We start from the raw sequence: 15,266 nt of genomic DNA, 5'->3' as shown, positions 1-15,266 counted from the left end.
CCGGTCAGCTCTCCTGGGCCTGTTCCCTGGTCGGCCGGGAGCCGCGCTGGCGCTGCTGCACCTGCAGGGCGTCCAGCCGTGACTTGAGCGCCGCCTGGGTGGCCTGCAGGGCTTCGGCGCGGATCTCCGTCTTGGCGGCCCGCTGGGCCGCCTCCTGGGCCTGCTTCTGGGCCTCGTGGCGGGCGCGCTCCAGAGCGTCGAAGCGCTGCTTCTGCTCGGCGCGCAGCTCGGCGACCTCCTGGCGGTGGCGGGCGCGCTCCGCCTGGAGCTCCTTGTGCAGTCCGGCATGCAGCTCGGCCTTCTCGCGGACCTGGGCCAGGACGCTGTCCCGCTGGGTCTCGGCCACTGCCTGGCCGCGCTCCGCCTTGATGCGCTCGGCGTCGGCATCACGGGCCTGGCGTTCGGCGGCCAGCCTTGCCTGCACGGCCTCCTCCAACTGCTCGCGCAGCATCTCCACCTGCTGGCGGGACTGCAGCACGCCCTCCAGATTCTCGCGCACCTGCGCACGTTCCTCCTGCAGGTCGTCACGCTGGGCCTGCGCCTCCCGGGCGGTCTGCTCGGCGACAGCCAGCTGGGCCTCCTGCTCGGCGACGCGCCGCTCCAGCGCCTCGCCGAGCTCGGCCAGGGTGGTGGCATCGGCTTGCGCTTCCTCGATCTGTCGCTCCCTCGACGTGTAGGCGGCGCTGGCCTGCTGGACAAGCTCGCGCTCCAGTGCCTCGATCAGCACCTTCGGCAGGCGGGGGGAGGGGGGGGCTGGCGCCTCGCGAGAAGCGCGCCAGGTGGCCAGATGGCGCTGGATCAGGTTGGGCGAACCGCCCCCAAGATGCTTGCAGACCCGCTGCAGGGTGGGGTCGGCCCCGCGCCCCTCGAGGTTTTCGGCGGCGGCGGCGACCTGGGGATAGGGCATGTCGGCGGGGGGCGGTGCGGAAGGGTGGCGGCTCATGGTCTCTTCCCTGGCGGCGAGGCGCGTTCACGTGAGTGTCTGAGGCGAGACTACCACAGCCGCAGGCGGCGGAGTGGCCCCGGGCGGCTTCTCGAAGGCAGTCGACCGCCTCGCTTTCCGCGGCGGCCCCCAGTCGCTAGAATGGGCAGTCACCGTCGGGATGCGGCCCCATGCAATAGCGGGGCACCATGACGCCGATATCCGACTACCGCAAGGATTCCGCGCTGCATGAGCTATCAGGTCCTGGCCCGCAAGTGGCGACCGCGTACCTTCCATGAGCTGGTCGGGCAGGAGCACGTCCAGCGGGCGCTGGTCAATGCCCTGGACCAGGGGCGACTGCACCACGCCTACCTGTTCACCGGTACCCGCGGCGTGGGCAAGACGACGCTGGCTCGGATCCTGGCCAAGTGCCTCAACTGCACCGACGGGGGGCGTGGCGACGAGGCGGTGACCTCCACCCCCTGCGGCGAATGCGACAGCTGTCGGGCCATCGACGAGGGGCGCTTCGTCGACCTGATCGAGGTGGACGCCGCCTCGCGCACCAAGGTCGAGGACACCCGCGAGCTCCTCGACAACGTGCAGTACGCGCCGACCCAGGGGCGCTACAAGGTGTACCTGATCGACGAGGTGCACATGCTCTCCACCAGCAGCTTCAATGCGCTGCTCAAGACCCTGGAAGAGCCGCCGCCCCACGTGAAGTTCCTGCTGGCCACCACCGACCCGCAGAAGCTGCCCGCCACGGTGCTGTCGCGCTGCCTGCAGTTCACCCTCAAGCACATGCCGCCGGAGCGCATCGTCGGTCACCTGGCCAAGGTGCTGGAGGCCGAGTCGGTGCCCTTCGAGGAGAGCGCCCTGTGGCTGCTGGGCCGCGCCGCTGCGGGCTCCATGCGCGACGCCATGAGCCTCACCGACCAGGCCATCGCCTTCGGCCAGGGGCGCGTCGAGCATGCCGACGTGGCGGCCATGCTCGGCACCCTGGACCAGCGCCACGTGCTGGCGCTGATCGAGGCGCTGGCCGAGGTGGACGCCGCCCGGGTGCTCGCCGAGGTGGCCGCCCTGGCCGAGCGTGCCCCGGACTTCGCCGCCGTGCTCGACGAGCTCACCGGCGTCCTGCACCGCCTGGCCATCGCCCAGATGGTGCCCGAGGCGCTGGACAACGGCCAGGGCGACCGCGAGACGCTGCTTCAGTTTGCCGCGCGCTTCACCGCCGAGGACGTGCAGCTCTACTACCAGATCGGCATCCAGGGGCGCGGCGACATGGCGAACGCCCCGGATCTGCGCACGGCCCTGGAGATGACCCTGCTGCGCATGCTCGCCTTCCGTCCCCAGGGGGTGCCCCGGCCGGCGACCACGCCGCTGCCGCTGCGCGGCACGGGGGCGGGCGGCGCGGGATCTGCCGATCCGGAGGCGGTCAGCCCGCCGGCGGCGCCCCAGGCCGAGGCCGGCCCCCGGCCTGCGCCCGCGGCAGACGCGCCGGCCCCTGCCCTGGCACTCTCTGCGCCCGCAGTGTCCGCTCCGGAGCCGGTAGCGGCACCCGCCGCGCCAGCGCCGCCCCCTCCTCAGGGGCCGCCGCCCTGGGAGGAGGCGGCGCCAGCGCCCACGGTACACCCCCGCGAGACCGAGGCGGGGCTCGCTTCCGAGCCGCTCCGGGAAGCCCGGTTGCCCGAGCCGGCCCCCGTGCCGGCAGCGGTCGCGCCCCAGCCCGAGTCGCCGCAGCCCGAGTCGCCGCAGCCCGAGCCGTCCGCGGCTCCGCCCGCCGCGTCGGCACAGGCCGAGGCGGGCCGCTTCGGCCATGCCGACTGGCTGGCCTGCTTCGAGGCGCTGGGCCTGGGCGGGCTGACCCGCAACCTGGCGGCCAACTGCGTGGTGGAGGATGACGATGGCGCGGTGCTCAGGCTGCGTCTGGACCCGGCGCTCTCCGCCATGCGGGCCGAGATCCATATCGAGCGCATGCAGCAGGCGCTGGCCGATCGCGGCGTGCCCCGCCGCCTGGCGGTGGAGGAGGGGGCGCTGCCCGAGGGCGTCGAGACGCCGCGCCAGCAGGCCGAGCGGTTGGCCGCCCAGCGCCACGCCGAGGCGGTCGCCGCCCTCCAGCGCGACCCCCAGATACAGAAGCTCCAGCAGGCCTTCGGGGCCCGGCTGATCGAATCCACGGTGAAGCCCGTCGACTCCCAGGCGTCTTCCTGAACGACGGGCTCGCCACCTCGGTCATAATCTGACGATCACATTAGAGAGGACTCACCATGTTCAAGGGTGGAATGGGCAACATCATGAAGCAGGCCCAGGAGATGCAGGAGAAGATGCAGCGCGTCCAGGAGGAGATCGCCCGCGCCGAGGTGCAGGGCGAGGCCGGCGCGGGCATGGTCAAGGTCACCATGAACGGCCGCCACGACGTCAGCAAGGTCGACATCGACCCGAGCGTCATGGAGGAGGACAAGGAGCTGCTCGAGGACCTGCTGGCCGCCGCGGTCAACGACGCGGTGCGCAAGGTCGAGGCCAGCTCCAAGGCCAAGATGGAGGAGGTCACCGCCGGCATGAACTTGCCGCCGGGCTTCAAGATGCCCTTCTGACACGGCTGAAACGGCCTGCGCTCGATCATGCTGCGTTAAAAGTCCTCTCGAGTGCTCATTTACACCATGTAAACTCCGCGCTCTCGAGGACTTTTGCCTTGCCTGATCTTCGCTCGCCTCGTTTCAGCTCGTGCCAGTGAGAGACCCTATATGAGCTTTTCCCCCCTCGTCGAGAAGTTGATGACGTCGCTGCGGGTGCTGCCCGGCGTCGGGCCCAAGACCGCCCAGCGCCTGGCCATGCACCTGCTCGAGCGCGACCGCGACGGCGGCCGGCGCCTGGCCGCCGTGCTTGACGAGGCGCTGGAGCGGGTCGGCTACTGCCGGCGTTGCCGCACCCTCACCGAGGAGGAGATCTGCGCGCTGTGCGAGAGCGCCCGGCGCGACGACACCCTGCTCTGCGTGGTGGAGTCCCCCGCCGACCAGCTCGCCATCGAGGAGGCCGGCGGCTTTCGCGGGCGCTACTTCGTGCTCCACGGCCACCTCTCGCCGCTGGACGGCATCGGCCCCGAGGATATCGGCCTCGACCAGCTCGAGGCGCGGGTGGCCGAGGGGGGCATCGAGGAGCTGATCCTGGCCACCAACCCCACGGTGGAGGGGGAGGCCACCGCCCACTATATCGCCGCCCAGCTCGCGCCCCACGGGGTGCGCCTGTCGCGCCTCGCCTACGGCGTGCCCATGGGCGGCGAGCTCGAGTATGTCGACGGCGGCACCCTGAGCCGCGCCTTCAACGGCCGCCTGCCGTTTTCGGGCGACTGAGCGCCCGCCCCGGCCCTGGCGCGACCCGCCAATGACGCCCTCACCGCGACCCCTGGCCGCGACCCACTACTCCCAGTCGGAACCCCCATGCCCCTGACCCCCGAGATACGCTGGATCGACACCCCCGAGGCCCTCGACGCCGCCTGCGCCGAGGTGGCGGATGCCGAGGTGATCGCGCTGGATACCGAGTTCTTCCGCGAGAACACCTTCCACCCGGTGCCGGCGCTGATCCAGTTCTCCGCCGGCGGGCCGGCCTGGCTGGTCGATCCCCAGGCGGTGGTCTGCACGGCGGCCTTCCGCCGGCTGCTGGCCGAGGGGCCCTTGAAGCTGCTCCATGCGGCCAGCGAGGACCTCGAGGTCTTCGCCGGCTGGGCCGGGGCCACTCCCGCGCCCCTGGTCGACACCCAGCTGGCCCAGGGGCTGCTCGGCGAGAACCCCGCCATGGGCTACCAGAAGCTGGTGGCGTTCTGGACCGGCCACACCCTGCCCAAGGACGAGACCCGCTCCGACTGGCTGGCGCGCCCCCTCAGCGAGACCCAGCAGGCCTATGCGGCCCTGGACGTGATCTACCTGGTGGAGGTCTGGCAGCACCAGCGCGAGGCGCTCGAGCGCCAGGGGCGCCTGGCCTGGCTCGAGGCGGATTGCGCCGAGCTGGTGGCCCAGGCCGGCCGCAACGGCGAGGCGGACGGCCAGTGGTACCTGCGCCAGCGCCAGCTGTGGCGCCTCACCCCGCGCCAGGTCGAGGCCTATCGCCGCCTGACCACCTGGCGGGAGGGCGAGGCCCGGATGCGCAACCTGCCGCGGGGCTGGCTGGTCCACGACCGGGTGCTCTACGCCATTGCCGAGACGCTGCCGGAGAACCGCTACGAACTCTCCCGGGTGGAGGGGGGCAAGCCGAGCCTGGTCAAGCGCGACGGCGATACCCTGCTGGCGCTGGTGGCCGAGGCGCGCTACCTGGACGAAGCCGAGCTGCCTGCCGCGCTGCCGTCGCCCATGGCGCCGGAGTTCAAGCGCGTGCTCAAGGCCCTCAAGAAGGTGGTCAACGCCGAGGCCGAGGCGCTGGGCCTGGCGCCGGAGGTGCTGCTGCGCCGCCGCGACCTGGAGGCGCTGGTCACCGCCCACCTGGATGACGAACCGCTGCCGCTACCCACCGGCTGGCGCGGCGAGCGACTGAATGCGGGCCTGACGCGGGCCCTGGAGGAATCCCCCCGATGAGCGACGACCGGATGCGCGGCGACAAGCTGCTGTGCGAGGTGTTCAAGAGCCCCCGCAAGGAGGAGATGTACCTCTACGTGGACAAGCGCGAGGGCCTGGCCCGGGTGCCGGCGGCGCTGCTTGCGCGCTTCGGCCAGCCGGTGTCGGCGATGACCCTGATCCTCTCCGCCGAGAAGCGCCTGGGGCGCGCCCGGGCCGCCGACGTCATGGCGGCGATCCGCGACAAGGGGTTCTACCTGCAGCTGCCCCCCGCCAAGGAGGAGTACCTGCTCGACCTCTACCGCACCCCCACCGAGGCGCGCTATTGATTCATCGCGCCCGAAGCCGCGCGCAACCCGTTAATCGCGCCCGAAGCCGCGCGCAACCCGTTAATCGCGCCTGACGCCGCGGAGGAGACATCATGCGAGAGCGGTTCTGGGAGCACTACCCCCTCGAGGAGCTCACCGCCGAGGAGTGGGAGGCGCTGTGCGACGGCTGGCGGCCAGTGCTGCCTGCTGAAGTTCCAGGACGACGAGAGCGGCGAGCTGGCGGTGCTCAACCTGGCCTGCGAACTGCTGGACGTGCACAGCTGCCGTTGCGGCGACTACGCCAACCGCTTCGCGCGGGTGCCGGACTGCACCCGGCTGACGCCGGCGCGCATCGAGGCGTTCCGCTGGCTGCCCCACTCCTGCGCCTACCGCCGGGTCGCCGAGGGGCGCAAGCTCGCCCGCTGGCATCCGCTGCTCTCGGGCGACCCGGAGCGGGTCCACCGCAAGGGCATCAGCGTGCGCAGCTTCGCGGTCACCAGCCGCGGGGTCCCCGAGGAAGAGTACGAGGACCATATCATCGCGGTGATTCCCATCGATTGAGGGGGGAGGGCTACTCGTGCGCTTCCAGCCCGAGCGCCCAGAGCAGGAAGGCGTCCTGGCGGGCGCCGTCGTGCCACGCCTTGAAGCGCCCCGAGGCGCCGCCGTGGCCGGCGGCCAAGTCGGTACGCAGCAGCACGGGCCCCCGCGCGGTGCCCAGCTCCGTCAGCCGCGCATAGAGCTTGGCCGGCTCCCAGTAGGGCACCCGGGTGTCGTGCCAGCTGCCCTGGAGGAACATCGGGGGGTAGGGGGCCGCGGCCAGGTTGTCCAGCGGCGAATAGGCGCGGATGCGCTTGCGGGCATCCGGCTCGTCGGGGTTGCCCCACTCGGTGTACTCGGCGGTGGTCAGCGGCAGGTCGGGGTTCTCCATGGTGCGCAGCACGTCCACGAAGGGCACGTCGAGCACCGCCGCGCAGAAGGCCTCGGGGGCCAGGTTGAGGCTCGCGCCCACCAGCAGCCCGCCGGCGCTGGCGCCGTAGGCGGCGATGCGCTCGCCGTCGCTGATGCCGTGGGCCACCAGGGTATCCCGGGCGGCCAGGAAGTCGCGGAAGCTGTTGGCCTTGTGCTCGAGCTTGCCGGCGAGGTACCAGGGCTCGCCGCGGTCGCCGCCGCCGCGCACGTGGGCCACGGCGAAGGCCACGCCGCGGGCCAGCAGCTCCAGGCGCGCCACCGAGAACCAGGGGTCGAGCACCTCGCCATAGGCGCCGTAGCCGTAAAGCAGCGTCGGCAGCGGATGGCCGGTGAGGTCGGCGCGCATCACCACCGAGACCGGAATGCGCTCGCCGTCGTGGGCCTCGGCCCAGAGCCGCTCGCTGGTGAGCTGCCCGGGCGCCAGGTCGCCATGGATCGGCTGCTGCTTGAGCAGGGTGCGCTCGCCGCTGTCCAGGTCGTGCTCGATCCAGCTCACCGGCAGTACGAAGGACTCCTCGCGCAGGCGCAGGCGGCGACTGGGGAAGTGGGGCGCATCGCCCAGCGCCAGGCTGCAGGGCGTCTCCGGCAGCGGCAGGCGCTCGTCCCGGGTCACGGCGTGGGCGTCGTCGAACTCGATCACCCTAAGCCGCACCTGGGCCTCGTCGTGGTCGCGCTCGGTCACGACCAGCCCCCAGGCGAAGGCGTCGACCCCCTCCAGGGTGTGGTGGTCGCGGTGGGCAACCAGCGGCTGCCAGGCGTTGGCGTCGACGGCCTGGTCAAGCCGCCCCTCCTCGATCACGTCGAGGCGGAAGTGGGTCGCCTGCCGGTTATGCAGCACGTAGAAGTGGCCGGGGCGGTGATCCAGGGCGATCTCGACGCCGCTCTCCCGCGGGCGGAAGCAGCGGGGCGGGGTGGCCGGCGCCCGGGCGGGGATCAGGTAGCACTCGCTGGTGTCCTTGGAGGCGCTCTCCAGCACCAGCCACGCCCGGGAGCGGGTCTTGCCGAGCCCCAGCCAGAACTCCGGGTCCTCCTCGAACAGCACCCGCACGGGCTCGCCCGCCACCCCCTCGGCCAGGGGCAGGCGCCAGATGCTGTCGGGTCGCTGGGTGGCATCGTAGCGCGTGAAGAAGACGGTGGCGTTGTCCTCCGCCCAGGTGAGCTCGGGGCCGATGCCTTCAAGCAGTCGCGTCGGTTCGCCGGCGGGCAGCGCCTTGACGAAGAGGTCGAACATCTCGTCGCCGCGGGTGTCCTCGGTCCAGGCCAGCCAGTGTTCGTCCGGCGAGAGCGCCATGTCGCCGAGTTCGAGGAAGTCATGGGGCTCGGCACGGGCCTCGAGGTCGAGGAAGGCCACGGCGCGGTCCGGCTTGCCGTTGGGATGGCGCCACCACACCGGGTAGTCGGCCTCGGCGGCGGTCTCGCTCCAGTAGGTGTAGTGGTCCAGCGGGCTGCGCAGGCCGTGGACGGCCAGCTCGCGGCGCGCCAGGTGGCCATGGTAGAGCCGTTCCACCAGGCCCTCCAGGGGAGCGAACCAAGCGGCGAACTCGCCGTTGGCGGCCTCCAGGAAGGCCTTGACCTCGGCGTCAGCGCGGTCCTCAAGCCAGTGCCACTCGGGATCCTGCGGGCGGCGAAAGCGGGCGACCGGTGAGGCGGAGGGGCGATCGGGGGAGTGGGGCGGCTGTGCTTTCATGGCGCGGGATGTACCATACTCAGGACGGTGAAAAGAGAGGTGGTGATGCCGATTACCGAATCGATGACCCTACTATGGCTGGTCTATGGCTTTCTGTCGCTGGTGGTGGTGCTGACCGGCTACCTGGGGCTGGCCTTCCTCCCGCGGCTGCTGCGGCTGTTGATCACCTGGCTGGTGGCGGGCGTGCTGTGGATGCCGGCGCGTTTCCGCCTGCCGCTGGTGGAGGAAGGGGAGTTCTACACTGGCTTCGCCCCGGCGGCGGTGGTGGCGCTGGTCGCCTTCCTCGAGCGCAACGCCGGGGTGATGCTGCCTGCCTTGCTGCTGACCCTGGTCGGTGCGGCGATCGGCGCGGCCTTCGGGCTGTGGCTGTGGTGGCGGGGTCGCCACCGTGATGACTACGTCGACATGAGCGACAACGAGCGAGAGGCTCCCCCCGCCAGGCGCGGCGGCGGCGAGCGTCGGGAGCCGAGGATCGGCTAAGGAGCCGGGAATGGCCGGGTGGCATGGCGCGGAGCGAGGAGGCGGCGCGGTTGTCCGCTGGTTGCTGGTGGCCTGTCTGGTGGGCCTCGCGCCCACCCTCGGCCAGGCTCAGCCGCCTGCGGAGACGCCGGAGGAGCCGCCGGAGGTCCGGGTGATCATCGACGTCTCCGGGAGCATGCGCCACAACGACCCCGACCAGCTCGCCGCCAGCGCCTTGGAGCTCCTGGCCTCGCTGCTCCCCGATGGCACCCGGGCCGGGGTATGGACCTTCGGCGTGCGTGTCGACAACCCCCTGCCGCCGGCCGAAGTGGAGGACGCCTGGCGGGAGCGCGCCATGGCCCTGCGCCCGGCCCTGGTGGAGTACCAGCCCTTTACCGATATCGAGGCGGCAGTGCGGGAGGCCGCCGAGGAGCCGGCCAGCGGCTGGAATCATCTGATTCTGCTCACCGATGGCATGATCGATCTCTCCCCCTCCCGCGGCCCCAAGCCGGCGGTGGACGACGCCTCTCGCCGTCGGCTGCTCGACGAGCTGGCGCCGACCCTGGTCGAGCGCGGCGTGGTGGTCCACGCCATCGCCTTCTCCGACGAGGCGGACCTGGATCTGGTGGAGCGCCTCTCCCGCGCCAGCGGCGGCCTGCCGGCGCTGGTGCAGTCTCCGGAGAGCCTGCTCGGCGCCTTCCTGGATATCGCCGAACGCATCTTCCCCGCCGACCAGGTCCCCCTGGTCGAGGGGCGCTTCGTCATCGAGCCCGGCGTCGAGGCCTTCTCGGCGCTGCTCTTCCATGATCCCGCCTCCGCCGCCTTGGGCCTGGTGGCCCCGGACGGCACCCGCCATGACGCCGACAACCCGCCCCCCGGCGCCAGCTGGCAGGTGGAGCCCCGCTTCGACCTGGTGCGGGTGCCCGATCCGCCCCCCGGCGAGTGGCGCCTGGAGGGCGAGGTCGGCGACAGCCGCATCGAGGTGACCTCCTCGCTGAGCCTGCACACCAGCGAGCTGCCGGCGACGCTCTTCCTGGACTTTCCGCTGCCGGTGGAGGCCTGGCTCACGCGCGGAGGCGAGCCCTGGGAGGGGGCCCCCGAGGGGCTCGCCGCCACGGCCGAGCTGCTCGACGGCGCGGAGCGGGTCCAGGCCAGGGTTCGCCTGAGCCGCCAGGCCGAGCGCTTCGTCGGCGAGCTGCCGGCGCCGACCCAGCCCGGGGCGGCCCGCCTGCGACTGCGCATCGAGGGGGAGGGCCTCTCCCGTCAGCGCGCCCAGGCGGTCAACGTGCTGCCGGCGATCGCCGCCCGCCACGAGCCGGGGTCGTCCCGAGTCGTGCTGGAGGCCCTCCATCCCGAGCTGGATCATGCCTCGGCGCGCCCCTGGGGGGAGCTGGCCGGCGAGCGCCTGATGGCCGAGCCCGCCGCGGCGCAGGCGTGGCGGATCGCCCTGCCTGAGCTCGATCCCAGGGTCAGCCAGCCGATGCGGCTGAGGGCCGAGGTGACCCTTGACGGTGAGCGCCGCGAGCTGGATCTGCCGCGCCTGCTGCTCTTTCCCGAGGCCGAGATCGGCCTGGGGCTGGCCGGCGGCGCCGGCCCAGGTCCCCTGGGCGAGCGCTTCCACCTGGACCTCGCCACCGGACGCGAAGGCTCGGAGTCGCCCGACAGCGCCGCCGACCGCTTCGTCGCCTTCGTCGATGAGCTGACGGCACGGACCGTTGCGCTCTGGCGGGAGGGGGGGCCGGGCCTGGCGCGTCGTGCCGAGGCCTTCGGTGATCCGCGGCTGCTGGCCACGGCGGGCCTGGCCGTTCTGGTTCTACTGATTCTACTGGTTCTGCTGGTTCTGCTGGTCTGGCGTCCTCGACGTGCGCCGCGCAGGGCCCCCCATCGGGAGGATCCGCATGTGTGAACTTCTGGGCATGAGCGCCAACGTGCCCACCGACATCTGTTTCAGCTTCACCGGCTTCCTGCATCGCGGCGGCGGGACCGGCCCCCACCGCGACGGCTGGGGCATCGCCTTCTACGAGGAGGGCGGCTACCGCGACTTTCGCGACCCCCATCCTTCGGTGGGCTCGCCCATCGCCCGGCTGATCACCGACTACCCTATCAAGTCGACTATCGTGATCAGCCATATCCGCCAGGCCAACGTGGGCCAGGTGCGCCTGGCCAACACTCACCCCTTCGTGCGCGAGATGTGGGGGAGCCCCTGGTGCTACGCCCACAATGGCCAGCTCGAGGGCTGGCGGCCGCTCCCGCTCAGCTTCTACCGCCCCATCGGCGATACCGATAGCGAACACGCCTTCTGCTGGCTGCTCGGCGAGCTGCGCGGGCGCTTTCCCGAGCGCCCCGAGAGCGACGAGGCCCGCCAGGGCCTGTGGCGGCTGCTGCACCAGCTCTGCGAGCGCCTGCGCGGCCTCGGGGTGTTCAACCTGCTCTTGGCCGATGGCGAATACCTCTACACCTTCTGCTCCACCAAGCTGGCCCATATCACGCGCCGCGCGCCTTTCGGTCGGGCGAGCCTGTCAGATGCCGAGCTGACCGTGAACTTCGCCGAGCACACCACCCCCAATGACATCGTCTCGGTGATCGTCACCGAGCCGCTCACCGCCAACGAGGCCTGGCACCGCATGGCCCCGGGGGAGCTGCTGGTATGGCGAAACGGGGTGATCCAGGCCCGTTTCGGCCGTCGGGAAGGGTGAGCACTCCCTCCATCCAGGGTTTCAATCCCTGGTTTTAATCACTAGTTTCAATCGTTCGTTTTACAGTCCGGGCCGGCCGGTTTAAGGTAGGGGCCCGAGAGAACAACAAGCGTCGATGGCGCATCGGCGACACAGCGGAGACACGTCATGAGTGAGCATGCCAACGCCACTATCCTCACCGGCCCCGAGCTAAAGGGGCTGGAGCAGTATCGGTCGGTCAGCGATATCTTCCAGGCGGCGGTGAAGCGCTATGCCGACAACCCGGCCTTCACCTGCATGGGCAAGACGCTGACCTTCGCCGACCTGGATCGACTGTCCGGCGACTTTGCCGCCTGGGTCCAGCACGAGACTACCCTGCAGCCCGGCGACCGCATCGCCATCCAGCTGCCTAACGTGCTGCAGTTTCCGGTGGCGGTCTTCGGCGCCATACGGGCCGGCCTGGTGGTGGTGAACACCAACCCCCTCTACACCGAGCGGGAGATGGCCCACCAGTTCAAGGATTCCGGCGCCAAGGCCATCGTGATCCTGGCCAACATGGCCGACAAGCTCGAGAAGGTCCTCGAGCGTACCGATATCCAGCACGTGCTGGTGACCGAGCTCGGCGACCTGCACGGCTTCCCCAAGCGGCCGCTGATCAACCTGGTGGTCAAGCATGTCAAGAAGATGGTGCCGCCCTTCCAGCTGCCCGGGCATGTCCCCTTCCGCCAGGCGCTGAAGGCGGGGGCGGCGCGCCAACATCGCGAGGTGGAGCGCGAGCTGGACGATATCGCGGCGCTGCAGTACACCGGTGGCACCACGGGCCTGCCCAAGGGCACCATGCTGACCCACCGCAACCTGGTGGCCAACATGCTGCAGGCGGGGCAGGCGATCGGGCCGGGCCTCAACAACGGCGAGGAGGTGGTGATCGCGCCGCTGCCGGTCTATCACATCTACACCTTCACGGTGAATTGCCTGTTCCTGATGGAGACCGGCAACCACTCCATCCTGATCACCAACCCCCGCGACCTGGCCAACTTCGTCAAGGAGCTCAAGGGGCTGCCGTTCACGGCCTTCATTGGTCTGAACACCCTGTTCAATGCCCTGTGCAACCGCGAGGACTTCCGCGCCCTGGACTTCTCGAAGCTGCACCTGACCATCTCGGGTGGCATGGCGCTGACCAAGTCCGCCGCCGAGCGCTGGAAGGAGGTCACCGGCTGCGACATCGCCGAGGGCTACGGGCTCACCGAGACCTCGCCGGTCGTCAGTTTCAACCCGGTGGATGCCATCCAGCTCGGCACCATCGGTAAGCCGGTGGCCGGAACCCGGGTCAAGGTGGTGGACGCCGACGGCAACGACCTGCCCCTGGGTGAGCCGGGCGAGCTCTGCGTGCAGGGGCCCCAGGTGATGAAGGGCTACTGGAACCGCGACGACGAGACCGCCAAGGCGATCGACGAGGACGGCTGGTTCCACACCGGCGACATCGCGGTGCTCCAGGAGGATGGCTACATCCGCATCGTCGACCGCAAGAAGGACATGATCCTGGTCTCCGGTTTCAACGTCTACCCCAACGAGATCGAGGACGTGGCGGCCGCCCATCCGGGCGTGCTGGAGTCCGCCGCGGTGGGCGTGGAGGACGAGGCCAGCGGCGAGGCGATCAAGCTGTTCGTGGTGCCCCGCAGCGACGACCTCGACGCCGAGGAGCTGCGCGCCTGGTGCAAGAAGGAGCTGACCGGCTACAAGGTGCCCAGGTACGTGGAATTCCGCGACGAGCTGCCAAAAACCAATGTAGGCAAGGTGCTGCGCCGCCAGCTGCGCGACGAGGAGCGCGACAAGGCCAAGGCCGAGTCTCCCTCCTGATAGGCGTAGCCTAGTCGGACGATAGCCAGCCACAATGACCCTGATTAGGCGTCGCCGCTGACGCGGCGTTACAATGAGCTGCCCGTTCCGGTGTTCCGGTGCGGGCAGTTTTCCTTTCCGCCTTTCGCCACCGGAGCCGCCGTGTCCCACGCGACCCCTGACGCTGTCCCCGCCGATGCTCGAACCGACTCCCAGCGCCTGAGCGCCCTGCGCCAGGCGCTGGATGGCGTGATGCGGCGCGACCGTCCGGCGCTCGACAAGCGCCTGCGCGGCCTGGCGCGGCGGCTCGGTGAGGGCAAGCCGGTGGATCGCGGCCTGCGTGAGGTGGCGCAGGCCGTGGCACGCTCCCGCGACACCGTGGCGCGCCGCGCGGCGCGGCCGGTGACGCTGAACTATCCCGCCGAGCTGCCCGTGGCCGAGCGCCGTGACGAGATCCTCGCCGCCCTGCGCGATCACCAGGTGGTGGTGGTGGCCGGCGAGACCGGCTCCGGCAAGACCACCCAGCTGCCCAAGCTCTGCCTGGAGCTGGGCCTGGGGCGCCGTGGGCTGATCGGCCACACCCAGCCGCGCCGACTGGCCGCCCGTTCCGTGGCCGCCCGCCTGGCCGAGGAGCTCGAGACCCCGCTGGGCGAGCAGGTGGGCTATCAGGTGCGCTTCACCGACCAGAGCAGCGACGAGACCCTGGTCAAGCTGATGACCGACGGTATCCTGCTGGCCGAGACTCGCCATGACCCCGACCTCACCCGCTTTGAAGCGATCATCATCGACGAGGCCCACGAGCGCAGCCTCAACATCGACTTCCTGCTCGGCTACCTCAAGCGGCTCCTGCCGCGGCGCCCCGATCTCAAGGTGATCATTACCTCGGCCACCATCGACGTGGCGCGCTTCGCCGCCCACTTCGCCCGGCCCGCCAGGGGCGAGGAATCCGAGGCGCCGGCCCCGGTGGTGGAGGTCTCCGGGCGCACCTGGCCGGTGGCGGTGCACTACCGCCCCCTGGTGCGCGACGCCGAGGACGAGGAGGACCGCACCCTCCAGGAGGGGATCCTTCACGCCGTGGAGGAGATCGAGCAGATCGAGCGCGAGAAGGGCTGGCTCCACGGCCCGCGGGACATCCTGGTCTTCCTGCCCGGGGAGCGGGAGATCCGCGAGACCGCCGACACCCTGCGCCGGGCCGACCTGCGCGGCACCGAGATCCTGCCCCTCTATGCGCGGCTCTCCAACGCCGAGCAGAACCGGGTCTTCGCCCCGCACCGGGGGCGGCGCATCGTGCTGGCCACCAACGTGGCGGAGACCTCGCTCACCGTGCCCGGCATCCGCTACGTGATCGACCCGGGCCTGGTGCGCATCAGCCGCTACAGCTACCGGGCCAAGATCCAGCGCCTGCCGGTGGAGCCGGTGAGCCAGGCCAGCGCCAACCAGCGCATGGGGCGCTGCGGCCGGGTGGCCGAGGGGGTCTGCATCCGCCTCTACGACGAGGAGGATTTCCTTTCCCGCCCCGAATTCACCGACCCCGAGATCCGCCGCACCAACCTCGCCTCGGTGATCCTCTCGATGCTCTCGCTCAAGTTGGGTGATATCGAGGCCTTCCCCTTCGTGGACCCGCCGGACTCGCGCTTCGTCACCGACGGCTTCAAGCTGCTCTTCGAGCTGGGCGCGGTGGATGAGGGCGGGCGGCTCACCCCCATCGGGCGCAAGCTGGCACGGCTGCCCATCGACCCGCGCCTGGCGCGCATGGTGCTGGCCGGGGCCGAGCAGGGGGGGCTTCGCGAGGTGCTGATCGTGGTGGCGGGTCTCGCCGTCCAGGACCCCCGCGATCGCCCGGCGGAGAAGCGCCAGGCCGCCGACCAG

General features: G+C 71.0%; 12 protein-coding genes and 1 pseudogene. 11 read left to right on the top strand and 2 right to left on the bottom strand.

Annotated features, from left to right (window positions below; all coding sequences use genetic code 11):
* Positions 1-4: 4 nt before the first annotated feature.
* On the bottom strand, positions 5-943 hold the full coding sequence (locus tag J5F18_RS14270) for a DNA-binding protein (RefSeq protein WP_346299253.1): 939 nt from the start codon (positions 941-943) through the stop codon (positions 5-7).
* Between the two features lie 228 nt (positions 944-1,171).
* Between J5F18_RS14270 and dnaX the strand changes: the two genes are divergently transcribed.
* The 6 genes and pseudogenes from dnaX to J5F18_RS14240 all read left to right on the top strand — a co-directional run bounded on the left by dnaX (position 1,172) and on the right by J5F18_RS14240 (position 6,332).
* A complete protein-coding gene (gene dnaX / locus J5F18_RS14265; protein WP_346299252.1) occupies positions 1,172-3,130 on the top strand; it encodes a DNA polymerase III subunit gamma/tau in 1,959 nt (652 codons plus the stop codon).
* A gap of 56 nt (positions 3,131-3,186) precedes the next feature.
* Complete coding sequence (locus J5F18_RS14260) at positions 3,187-3,513, top strand: YbaB/EbfC family nucleoid-associated protein (RefSeq protein ID WP_346299251.1); 327 nt, start codon at positions 3,187-3,189, stop codon at positions 3,511-3,513.
* Positions 3,514-3,663: 150 nt separating this feature from the next.
* Positions 3,664-4,269: a recombination mediator RecR gene (gene recR, locus J5F18_RS14255; protein ID WP_346299250.1), complete on the top strand. Its 606-nt coding sequence runs from the start codon at positions 3,664-3,666 to the stop codon at positions 4,267-4,269.
* Positions 4,270-4,356: 87 nt separating this feature from the next.
* The gene (gene rnd / locus J5F18_RS14250; protein ID WP_346299249.1) at positions 4,357-5,484 is read left to right on the top strand and encodes a ribonuclease D; all 1,128 of its coding nucleotides are present in this window, start codon (positions 4,357-4,359) and stop codon (positions 5,482-5,484) included.
* On the top strand, positions 5,481-5,792 hold the full coding sequence (locus J5F18_RS14245; RefSeq protein WP_346299248.1) for a YcgL domain-containing protein: 312 nt from the start codon (positions 5,481-5,483) through the stop codon (positions 5,790-5,792). The genes rnd and J5F18_RS14245 overlap by 4 nt, the downstream gene beginning before the upstream one ends.
* A 92-nt stretch (positions 5,793-5,884) precedes the next feature.
* Positions 5,885-6,332, top strand: a pseudogene (locus J5F18_RS14240) (YcgN family cysteine cluster protein).
* Between the two features lie 10 nt (positions 6,333-6,342).
* Here J5F18_RS14240 and J5F18_RS14235 read toward each other — a convergent pair.
* Positions 6,343-8,427, bottom strand: coding sequence for a prolyl oligopeptidase family serine peptidase (locus tag J5F18_RS14235; protein ID WP_346299247.1), 2,085 nt, complete (start codon positions 8,425-8,427; stop codon positions 6,343-6,345).
* 45 nt (positions 8,428-8,472) lie between these two features.
* On the opposite strand from J5F18_RS14235, the gene J5F18_RS14230 reads away from it, so the two are divergent.
* The 5 genes from J5F18_RS14230 to hrpA form a co-directional block, all read left to right on the top strand.
* The gene (locus J5F18_RS14230) at positions 8,473-8,907 is read left to right on the top strand and encodes a hypothetical protein (RefSeq protein WP_346299246.1); all 435 of its coding nucleotides are present in this window, start codon (positions 8,473-8,475) and stop codon (positions 8,905-8,907) included.
* Positions 8,908-8,917: 10 nt separating this feature from the next.
* Positions 8,918-10,792, top strand: a complete 1,875-nt coding sequence (locus J5F18_RS14225) for a vWA domain-containing protein (RefSeq protein ID WP_346299245.1) — start codon at positions 8,918-8,920, stop codon at positions 10,790-10,792.
* A complete protein-coding gene (locus J5F18_RS14220; RefSeq protein ID WP_346299244.1) occupies positions 10,785-11,582 on the top strand; it encodes a class II glutamine amidotransferase in 798 nt (265 codons plus the stop codon). The genes J5F18_RS14225 and J5F18_RS14220 overlap by 8 nt, the downstream gene beginning before the upstream one ends.
* 147 nt (positions 11,583-11,729) lie before the next feature.
* Positions 11,730-13,418 (top strand): AMP-binding protein, encoded by a 1,689-nt coding sequence (locus J5F18_RS14215; RefSeq protein WP_346299243.1) that lies wholly within the window; start codon positions 11,730-11,732, stop codon positions 13,416-13,418.
* Between the two features lie 231 nt (positions 13,419-13,649).
* On the top strand, positions 13,650-15,266 hold a 1,617-nt coding region (gene hrpA, locus J5F18_RS14210), incomplete at its 3' end, for an ATP-dependent RNA helicase HrpA (protein ID WP_346302238.1).

This window comes from Halomonas sp. BM-2019 (assembly GCF_017584085.1).
The sequence above is the reverse complement of the archived record's forward strand: the minus strand, read 5'-3'. Positions and strand labels throughout refer to the sequence as shown.

Coding starts and splice junctions, on each gene's coding strand:
- rnd (WP_346299249.1), top strand. CDS start 4,357: ATGCCCCTGACCCCCGAGATACGCTGGATCGACACCCCCGAGGCCCTC.
- J5F18_RS14235 (WP_346299247.1), bottom strand. CDS start 8,427: ATGAAAGCACAGCCGCCCCACTCCCCCGATCGCCCCTCCGCCTCACCG.
- dnaX (WP_346299252.1), top strand. CDS start 1,172: ATGAGCTATCAGGTCCTGGCCCGCAAGTGGCGACCGCGTACCTTCCAT.
- J5F18_RS14245 (WP_346299248.1), top strand. CDS start 5,481: ATGAGCGACGACCGGATGCGCGGCGACAAGCTGCTGTGCGAGGTGTTC.
- J5F18_RS14225 (WP_346299245.1), top strand. CDS start 8,918: ATGGCCGGGTGGCATGGCGCGGAGCGAGGAGGCGGCGCGGTTGTCCGC.
- J5F18_RS14230 (WP_346299246.1), top strand. CDS start 8,473: ATGCCGATTACCGAATCGATGACCCTACTATGGCTGGTCTATGGCTTT.
- recR (WP_346299250.1), top strand. CDS start 3,664: ATGAGCTTTTCCCCCCTCGTCGAGAAGTTGATGACGTCGCTGCGGGTG.
- J5F18_RS14260 (WP_346299251.1), top strand. CDS start 3,187: ATGTTCAAGGGTGGAATGGGCAACATCATGAAGCAGGCCCAGGAGATG.
- J5F18_RS14215 (WP_346299243.1), top strand. CDS start 11,730: ATGAGTGAGCATGCCAACGCCACTATCCTCACCGGCCCCGAGCTAAAG.
- J5F18_RS14220 (WP_346299244.1), top strand. CDS start 10,785: ATGTGTGAACTTCTGGGCATGAGCGCCAACGTGCCCACCGACATCTGT.
- J5F18_RS14270 (WP_346299253.1), bottom strand. CDS start 943: ATGAGCCGCCACCCTTCCGCACCGCCCCCCGCCGACATGCCCTATCCC.